Origin of the sequence: Catenibacterium sp. co_0103, assembly GCF_004168205.1 — a bacterium.
GTDB lineage: Bacteria > Bacillota_I > Bacilli_A > Erysipelotrichales > Coprobacillaceae > Catenibacterium > Catenibacterium mitsuoka_A.
Genome location: NZ_RCYB01000090.1, coordinates 1 through 7,689, shown reverse-complemented (window position 1 = coordinate 7,689; position 7,689 = coordinate 1). Strand labels below are relative to the sequence as shown.

Here is a 7,689-nt window from a genome sequence, read left to right as displayed (position 1 = left end):
TATTGTTGGAATATTTCTGAGTGAACTGATAAAGAGAAGCTTTCTTAGGCTTTAATACTTTGTTTGACATATGATTATACCTCCATCTAATTTCTAATCTAATTATAGAACAGATGGGAAATTCATGTGTCTGGTTCAGCTTCATGAACGCCGTTTAATCGGTGCTTATGAAATTTAATTTTCACTGACCTGTGGTTTGTGGGTATTCAAATAAAGTGATTGAATCAAATATATTTTATTTTCAAAAAATAAAAATTTGCAAAATGAAAGCGTTGTTAGAAATATCTGCTCATAATCAATATAATTTCAATTTGTTACAGTTCAAAATGGGGATATTGTGATTAAAAGTACCATACATTTCAAAATGTAACCGTTGACATTTTTACAAAGAGTGATTATACTGTAATTGTCGAAAAGATTTAGGGAGGAAAATTTATGGACGCTTTTGCTGATAAGCTAGGACGTGTCGGCGCATGGTGTGGTCAGAACAAGTATCTTAATGCAATTAAGAACGGGTTCCAGAACTTCATGCCAGCTACAATCTCAGGTGCCGTTGGTGTTCTTTGGACAAACGTTTTAGTAAATGATTCAACAGGTTTAGGTGCTTTATGGTCTCCAATTATGGCTCTTAAAGTTCTTAACCCAATCTTTGCTGCTATGCAGTATGCTACAATCTCATGTATCACTATTGGTGTAACTATGTTAGTTGCTTCTGAAATCGCTGAAGCAAATGGTGAAACTGGTGCTTACCCAGCTGTATTAGGCTTCATCTTATGGATGATGGTAACTCCAACTTCATTTGCTGCTAAAGATTTAGGTGCATCTTACATCGATGCTAAGGGTATTTCTCATGGATTCACTTTAGGTCAGTTTATCAATGTGACTGGTGAAGCTGCTAAACATAAAATCACAGCCGATAGCTTCAGCTACAGTGGTATTATGTCAAGCTACACTGGTGCAACTGGTTTATTCACAGGTCTTATCGTTGCAATCCTTGGTATGGAACTTTATAATATGTTCCGTAAGAATGATTCATTAAAGATTAAGATGCCAGAACAGGTTCCACCTGGAGTTGCTCGTGCATTCGAAGTATTAATCCCAACTTGCTTAACTGCAATCGTTGTTGGTGCTGTTGGATTAGTATGTCAGTTAGCTACTGGTGCTGAATTAAATGCATTAATCTTCAATGTAATTCAGAAACCATTACAGACTTTAATCGGTGACAATATCGTTGCTGTATGTATCATGTATGTAATCATCATGTTATTCTGGTGCGTAGGTATCCATGGTAACAACATGGTTGCTGCTGTTAAGGAACCAATCTTCAGACCATTACTTTATGCTAACACTGCTGCTTACACTGCTGGTAATAAAATTCCTTATGTTATGAACTTAACAATGTTACAGATGTTCGCTGAATTCGGTGGTTCTGGGGTTACAATCGGTTTAGTAATCGCAATTCTTATCTTCTCTAAACGTGAAGATAACAGAACAATCGCTGGTATCTCAATCGTTCCAGGTTTATTCAATATCAATGAAACTATGACATTTGGTATCCCTCTAGTATTGAACCCAATCCTAGACATTCCATTTATCTTAGCTCCAGTAGTAACTATGATCGTTGGTTACATCTTAGTATCTAGTGGATTCTGTCCTAAGATCGTGCTTGAAGTACCTTGGACAATGCCACCAGTTATCCTTGGCTTCTTAGCTACAGGTGGTCATCCAATGGGTGCAATTTCTCAGTTAATCGTAGTTGCTATTTCAGTAGTTGTTTATGTTCCATTCTTAATTGCCTACGAAAAATTCCAGGCTAAACAGGCTGCTGAATAATTTATTTAAAATTTATAATTATAATATTTCGACAATGAGAAGAGAGCCTTGCCTCTCTTCTTTTTTATTGTAATAAAGGACTAAATATTGTATAATAGAAAAGAAAGTGAGGCCTTTTTTTATGAAAGAATTCAAGGTAAAACCAAATCTAGCTGTAGGTATCTGGCTAGGTGCTTTAACTCTTGTTTGGATTTATGATATCGTCATGTTTGTATTAAAATCATTGGATCAGCAGTCATTTATTATTGTTTCAATTTTCTTGGCTGCAATGTATCTTTATTTCTTAGGATGTCGTCCTTATAAATATATTGTCGATGGCAAAACTTTAATCTTCAAAAGAAGATTATTACCTCAAAAAGAAGTAGACTTAATGTCATGTGAAGTCATTTGTGATCCAGTATCAAGAATGGCTGACTTAGTCACTAGACCTCATGCTATTGAACTTTATACAGATTTAAAAAAGAGATATAGTACATTCCCAAAAGATAGATATGAATTTGTAGATGCAATTTGCGAATCTAATAAACGTATCCACTGTACAGTAGCGGATTATACTGACCAGCATCGTAAGATTGAAAAGAAAGAAAGACGCGAAAACAGAAGACGTAGAAAAATCAATAAGAGAAGCTAAAAGAAAAAAGAATGCGATATGCATTCTTTTTTTATATGGCCATCTTATAAGAGTTAGCGCCAAAGCGTCTGATATACTCTTCATGAGAGCCTGTTCTATTTAATTTTATTATAAGTGAACTCACTAGGTTCATGACTGATTGATCGTCTGCATAGACACTATCACCCCAGATACCTTCAAAAATCTTGGTTGAAGTATAAGGTTGATAGGGATGAGACATCAACATTTTTAATAGTTTAAATTCATTTTTAGTTAGAGTAACTGAATGATCGTTTAATGAAACGGTCTTGGCAGTATCATCTAATATAATATCTTTAAAACGGTAGATCTTTCTAGGTCTTAAAACACCCATCCTATAGACGTCTTGAATTTTTCTTAATAAAGAAGTTAATGAGAAGGGTACTACAATGTAATCATCCGCACCGGCATCTAATAAATCTTCTAAGTAAGCTTCATTTAACATATCACTTATAACTATAGTAATAGCTTGTGAGTTACGTCTATTTTTTACTAGGAACTTATTCGTATTAATACCGGGGAATACATCTTCTAGAATAATGCAATCATAATTGTTGTTTGTATAAAGAGAATTGAATTCATCCAATGTCTTTGCTTGATAACAAATAAAATGATCTTGATTGAGATAATTCTTAATGCGATCATTACGTTCACTATTATGATCTATGATCAATGTTTTCTGTTTTCCAAACATATTTTTCACCTCGTTACAATTATAATCTTTTCGGTATTAAATGACAAGTTGGCTAATATTTTTTAAAAAGTGAAAATTATTGAATTAGAGTAGTTAAAACCCTACATTTTGTGATACTATGTGGGTGCAATAAGGAGTGAATGATAAAAATTATTGCACAGTGATAAAAAAGTATTGACGCAAATATTTTTTATTGCTACAATCATACCCATAAAAAGGAGATGTAATCGTATGGAAATGAACAAACTTTTAGATGAATACGGTCGTTATACATTCAACGACGAAACTATGAAGGAACGCATTCCTAAATCTACTTATAAAGCTTTCCATGAAGCTCTAGATAAGGGAGAACCTCTTTCAAAAGAAGTTGCGACAGTAATCGCAAATGCAATGAAAATCTGGGCTGTTGAAAATGGTGCTACACATTTTACTCACTGGTTTATGCCAATGACTGGTTTAACTGCAGAAAAGCATGATGCTTTCTTAGAACCAGATGGAAATGGTGGAGCAGTTCTTGAATTCAGTGGTAAGACATTAAGAAAAGGTGAACCTGATGCCTCTTCTTTCCCATCTGGTGGTATCCGTGCTACTTTCGAAGCACGTGGTTATACTGCATGGGATTGTACTTCTCCAGCTTTTGTAAAAGATGGTAGCTTATATATTCCTACATTATTCTGTTCTTATACTGGTGAAGCGCTTGATAAAAAGACTCCATTATTACGTGCTTGTGATGCTTTAAGTGCATCAGCTTCTAACTTATTAACTAAGATTGGTTTAGAGGGTGTTGATAAAGTAACTGCTTCAGTTGGTGCTGAACAGGAATATTTCTTAGTATTAGATGAATATTGGCAGAAGAGAGTTGACTTAAAGTTAACTGGTCGTACTCTTTATGGCGCTCCTGCTCCTAAGGGTCAGGAATTAGAAGATCACTACTTTGGTTCTATTAAACGTAAAGTAGGTGCCTTCATGAAGGATCTTGATACTGAATTATGGAAATATGGTATTCCTTCAAAAACTAAGCATAATGAAGTAGCTCCTGCACAGCATGAAGTTGCTTGTGTCTATACAGTAGCTAACGTAACTGCTGATAACAACGCATTAGTAATGCAGTTATCTCAGGATATTGCGAAGAAACATGGTTTAAGATGTTTATTACATGAAAAACCATTTGAAGGTGTTAACGGTTCTGGTAAACATAACAACTGGTCATTAATGACTAATACAGGTATTAATTTATTTAATCCTGGACCTGACCCAATCAACAATAAGCCTTTCTTAGCTACTCTTGCTTGTGCTCTTAAGGGTGTTGATGAATATGCTGAATTATTGAGATTATCTGCTGCTTGTGCTGGTAATGACCACAGACTTGGTGCTAACGAAGCTCCACCTGCAATTGTTTCAGCATTCGTTGGTGATGACTTAAATAAAGTTATTAAAGCAATCATTGATGGTGAAGAATTAAATAAGACTACTGGTGAAAGATTCACTACTGGTGTATCAGTTATCCCAGATTTCTCTAAAGACTCAACAGACAGAAATAGAACATCTCCTTTTGCCTTCACAGGTAATAAATTTGAATTCCGTATGGTTGGTTCATCTCAGTCAGTTGCAGCAGTTAACACTATGTTAAATGCTATTATGGCTGAAGAATATGATCAGATGGCTGCTAAATTAGATGCCGGTGAATCATTAGATGATATCATTAGAGAATTCTTCAAGAATCATGAAAGAATCATCTTCAATGGTGATGGATATTCAGAAGAATGGAAAGAAGAAGCTGCAAGACGTGGATTACCTAACCACGCAAACTCTGTAGATGCATGCGCTTGCTTAAAGAAACCTGAAATCCGTGAAATGTTTGTAAAACATGGTGTATTCACTGAAGCTGAAATTGATTCACGTTATGACATCCAGTTAGACAACTATGCTAAGACAATCCGTGTTGAAGCTTTAACAGCATTATCAATGGCTAAGACTGAATTATATCCAGCATATGTAAAAGCATGTGGTACTTTAGCTAATGACGCAAAAGAAGTAGCTAAAGCTGGTGTAGATAATACATTCATGGTTGAAGACTTAAAGGTATTAACTTCTTTACTTTCAACTATGCGTGAACAGATGATTACATTAGAAACTGCCATCAATAAAGCTGAATCAACTGATTCTTCTACATTAGATACTGCAACTGCATGGAAGGATTTAGTTATCCCAGCTATGGATGCATTACGTGCAACTGCTGATAGCTTAGAAACTAAAGTAAGTGCTCAGCAGTATCCAATTCCAAACTATATCGATTTATTATTCGGTATTTAGTGAAACGGTCTATAATGACCGTTTTTTTTATGGGCAAATAATGGTATAATGTGATGTATGAAATAGAGGTGATATAAATGGAATTTAGAGAATACAAGAACACAGATCTTCATGCAGTTATGGATTTATTTTATGTCACTGTTCATGAAGTCAATAAGAATGATTATAGTGAAGAACAATTAGATGCTATTGCACCTAAGGATGCTAATGAATATCATTGGGAAAAGTCTTTAGAGAAAAATCATACTATTGTGGTTGAGGAAGATGATAAGTTGATTGCATTCGGTAATATTGGCAAAACTGGATATTTGGATCGTTTATATGTTCATCCTGATTATTTAAGAAAAGGGATTGCATCTAAACTTGTAGAAGAGTTAGAAGAATATGCAAAAAAACATGGAAGTCATGTGATTAATGTGACTTCATCTATTACATCTAAAGCATTCTTTGAATCTAAAGGTTATGCAGTCATTGAAGAACAAATCAATGAAAGACGTGGAGAAAGACTTCTAAGATACTTAATGGAAAAGAAAATTTAAGATACTTTTAAAAAAGTGTAGGATAAGCGAGAAAATGTGAAAATATTTTCTCTTTTTTTCTATTCTTGAAAAGAATTATGATTTTTAAAATCTTCCGTTATAATGGTGTCAGAAAAAAAGAAAAGGAGACTCATAAATGTTAGACAACAAATTAAAAGCTTTTCCAAAAGATTTCTTATGGGGTGCATCTACTTCAGCTTATCAGGTAGAAGGTGCTAATTTATCAGATGGTAAAGGGCCATCATGTCAGGATGTTAAAGAATTACCAGCAGGAACTGCATCTTTAGATGTATGTGCAGATCACTATCATCGTTATAAAGAAGATATCAAGTTAATGGCTGAAATGGGATTCAAGACATACCGTTTCTCAATCGCTTGGACTAGACTCATTCCTAATGGAACTGGTGAAGTAAACCAGGCAGGTATCGATCATTACAATGATGTGATTAATACATGTTTAGAATATAATATCGAACCATTAGTGACTATGTTCCACTTTGATATGCCTGATGCATTAGACAAGAGAGGTTCTTGGTCTAATCCTGAATCAGTAGACTGGTTCGTTAACTTCGCAAAGGTTATGTTTGAAAACTTCGGTGATAGAGTTAAATACTGGTTAACTATCAACGAACAGAATATGCTTACTTTAGTTGGTCCAATTATTGGTACATTAAGAATTCCTGAAGGTACTACAAATGTATTAAAAGAAGTATATCAGCAGAACCACCATATGTTAGTTGCTCAGGCTAAAGCTATGGTTTTATGTCATGAAATGCTTCCAAATGCTAAGATTGGTCCAGCTCCAAATATTTCTTATGTATATCCAGCAACTTGCAAGCCAGAAGATAATTTAGCAGCTCAGGAATTCAACGCAATCAGAAACTGGTTATATTTAGATATGGCTGTTTATGGAAAATACAATAACTTAGTATGGACTTACTTAGAAGAAAATGATGCAACACCAACATTTGCTGAAGGTGATGAAGAAGCTATGAAGAATGCACATCCAGACTTCATTGGTTTCAACTACTATTCAACTGCAACTGTACAGCATTCAAGTGCTGATGAGGAATTAGATTCAGGTGCAGACCAGCAGTCATCGTGCGGTGAAGCAGGTTACTATAAGGGATATGCAAATCCAAACCTTAAGAAGACTGAATTCGGTTGGGAAATTGACCCTGATGGTTTCTTAGCAACTATGAGAGAAATGTATTCTCGTTATCATTTACCAATGATCGTTACTGAAAATGGTTTAGGCGCTTACGATACATTAGAAGATGGTCGTGTTCATGATAACTACAGAATTGCATACTTAAGAGCACATATCGAACAGTTACATAAGGCTGTTACTGAAAACATCGAAATGATGGGTTACTGCCCTTGGTCAGCAATCGACTTAGTATCAACTCATGAAGGTATCAGAAAGAGATATGGTTTTATCTATGTAGATACTACAGATGAAGAAGTAGGAACTCTTGACCGTTATAAGAAAGATTCATTCTACTGGTATAAGAAAGTCATCGCTACTAATGGTGAAGACTTATCAGACGACTTTGATGTTGAATAATAAATGAACATCCGGTCTAAAATGGTACCCATAAGGAGGACAACAACCTGACAGTTGTGATACCCACCTTGTGGGTATCTTTTTTTCATTTCGT

General features: G+C 34.9%; 6 protein-coding genes. 5 read left to right on the top strand and 1 reads right to left on the bottom strand.

Features of this window, described 5'->3' with window-relative positions; all coding sequences use genetic code 11:
• Window positions 1–435 precede the first annotated feature (435 nt).
• Together EAI80_RS10910 and EAI80_RS10905 are read left to right on the top strand one after the other, a co-directional pair.
• A complete protein-coding gene (locus EAI80_RS10910; protein WP_129982040.1) occupies window positions 436–1,833 on the top strand; it encodes a PTS transporter subunit EIIC in 1,398 nt (465 codons plus the stop codon).
• A 121-nt stretch (window positions 1,834–1,954) separates the two neighbouring features.
• Window positions 1,955–2,464, top strand: a complete 510-nt coding sequence (locus EAI80_RS10905; protein WP_129982039.1) for a hypothetical protein — start codon at window positions 1,955–1,957, stop codon at window positions 2,462–2,464.
• A gap of 31 nt (window positions 2,465–2,495) precedes the next feature.
• On the opposite strand, the gene EAI80_RS10900 is transcribed toward EAI80_RS10905, so the two are convergent.
• A complete protein-coding gene (locus EAI80_RS10900; protein ID WP_129982038.1) occupies window positions 2,496–3,176 on the bottom strand; it encodes a response regulator transcription factor in 681 nt (226 codons plus the stop codon).
• Window positions 3,177–3,407: 231 nt separating this feature from the next.
• Between EAI80_RS10900 and EAI80_RS10895 the strand changes: the two genes are divergently transcribed.
• The 3 genes from EAI80_RS10895 (at window position 3,408) to EAI80_RS10885 (ending at window position 7,595) form a co-directional block, all read left to right on the top strand.
• Complete coding sequence (locus EAI80_RS10895) at window positions 3,408–5,489, top strand: glutamine synthetase III (RefSeq protein WP_129982037.1); 2,082 nt, start codon at window positions 3,408–3,410, stop codon at window positions 5,487–5,489.
• A gap of 77 nt (window positions 5,490–5,566) precedes the next feature.
• The gene (locus EAI80_RS10890; protein WP_022425959.1) at window positions 5,567–6,028 is read left to right on the top strand and encodes a GNAT family N-acetyltransferase; all 462 of its coding nucleotides are present in this window, start codon (window positions 5,567–5,569) and stop codon (window positions 6,026–6,028) included.
• A 136-nt stretch (window positions 6,029–6,164) separates the two neighbouring features.
• Entirely contained in the window at window positions 6,165–7,595 is a 1,431-nt protein-coding gene (locus EAI80_RS10885; RefSeq protein ID WP_129982036.1) for a glycoside hydrolase family 1 protein, read from the top strand.
• The last annotated feature ends 94 nt before the right edge of the window (window positions 7,596–7,689 follow it).

Excerpts from the sequence above, each read along its gene's own strand:
- EAI80_RS10905 (WP_129982039.1), top strand. The coding sequence starts at position 1,955 with ATGAAAGAATTCAAGGTAAAACCAAATCTAGCTGTAGGTATCTGGCTA.
- EAI80_RS10895 (WP_129982037.1), top strand. The coding sequence starts at position 3,408 with ATGGAAATGAACAAACTTTTAGATGAATACGGTCGTTATACATTCAAC.
- EAI80_RS10890 (WP_022425959.1), top strand. The coding sequence starts at position 5,567 with ATGGAATTTAGAGAATACAAGAACACAGATCTTCATGCAGTTATGGAT.
- EAI80_RS10910 (WP_129982040.1), top strand. The coding sequence starts at position 436 with ATGGACGCTTTTGCTGATAAGCTAGGACGTGTCGGCGCATGGTGTGGT.
- EAI80_RS10900 (WP_129982038.1), bottom strand. The coding sequence starts at position 3,176 with ATGTTTGGAAAACAGAAAACATTGATCATAGATCATAATAGTGAACGT.
- EAI80_RS10885 (WP_129982036.1), top strand. The coding sequence starts at position 6,165 with ATGTTAGACAACAAATTAAAAGCTTTTCCAAAAGATTTCTTATGGGGT.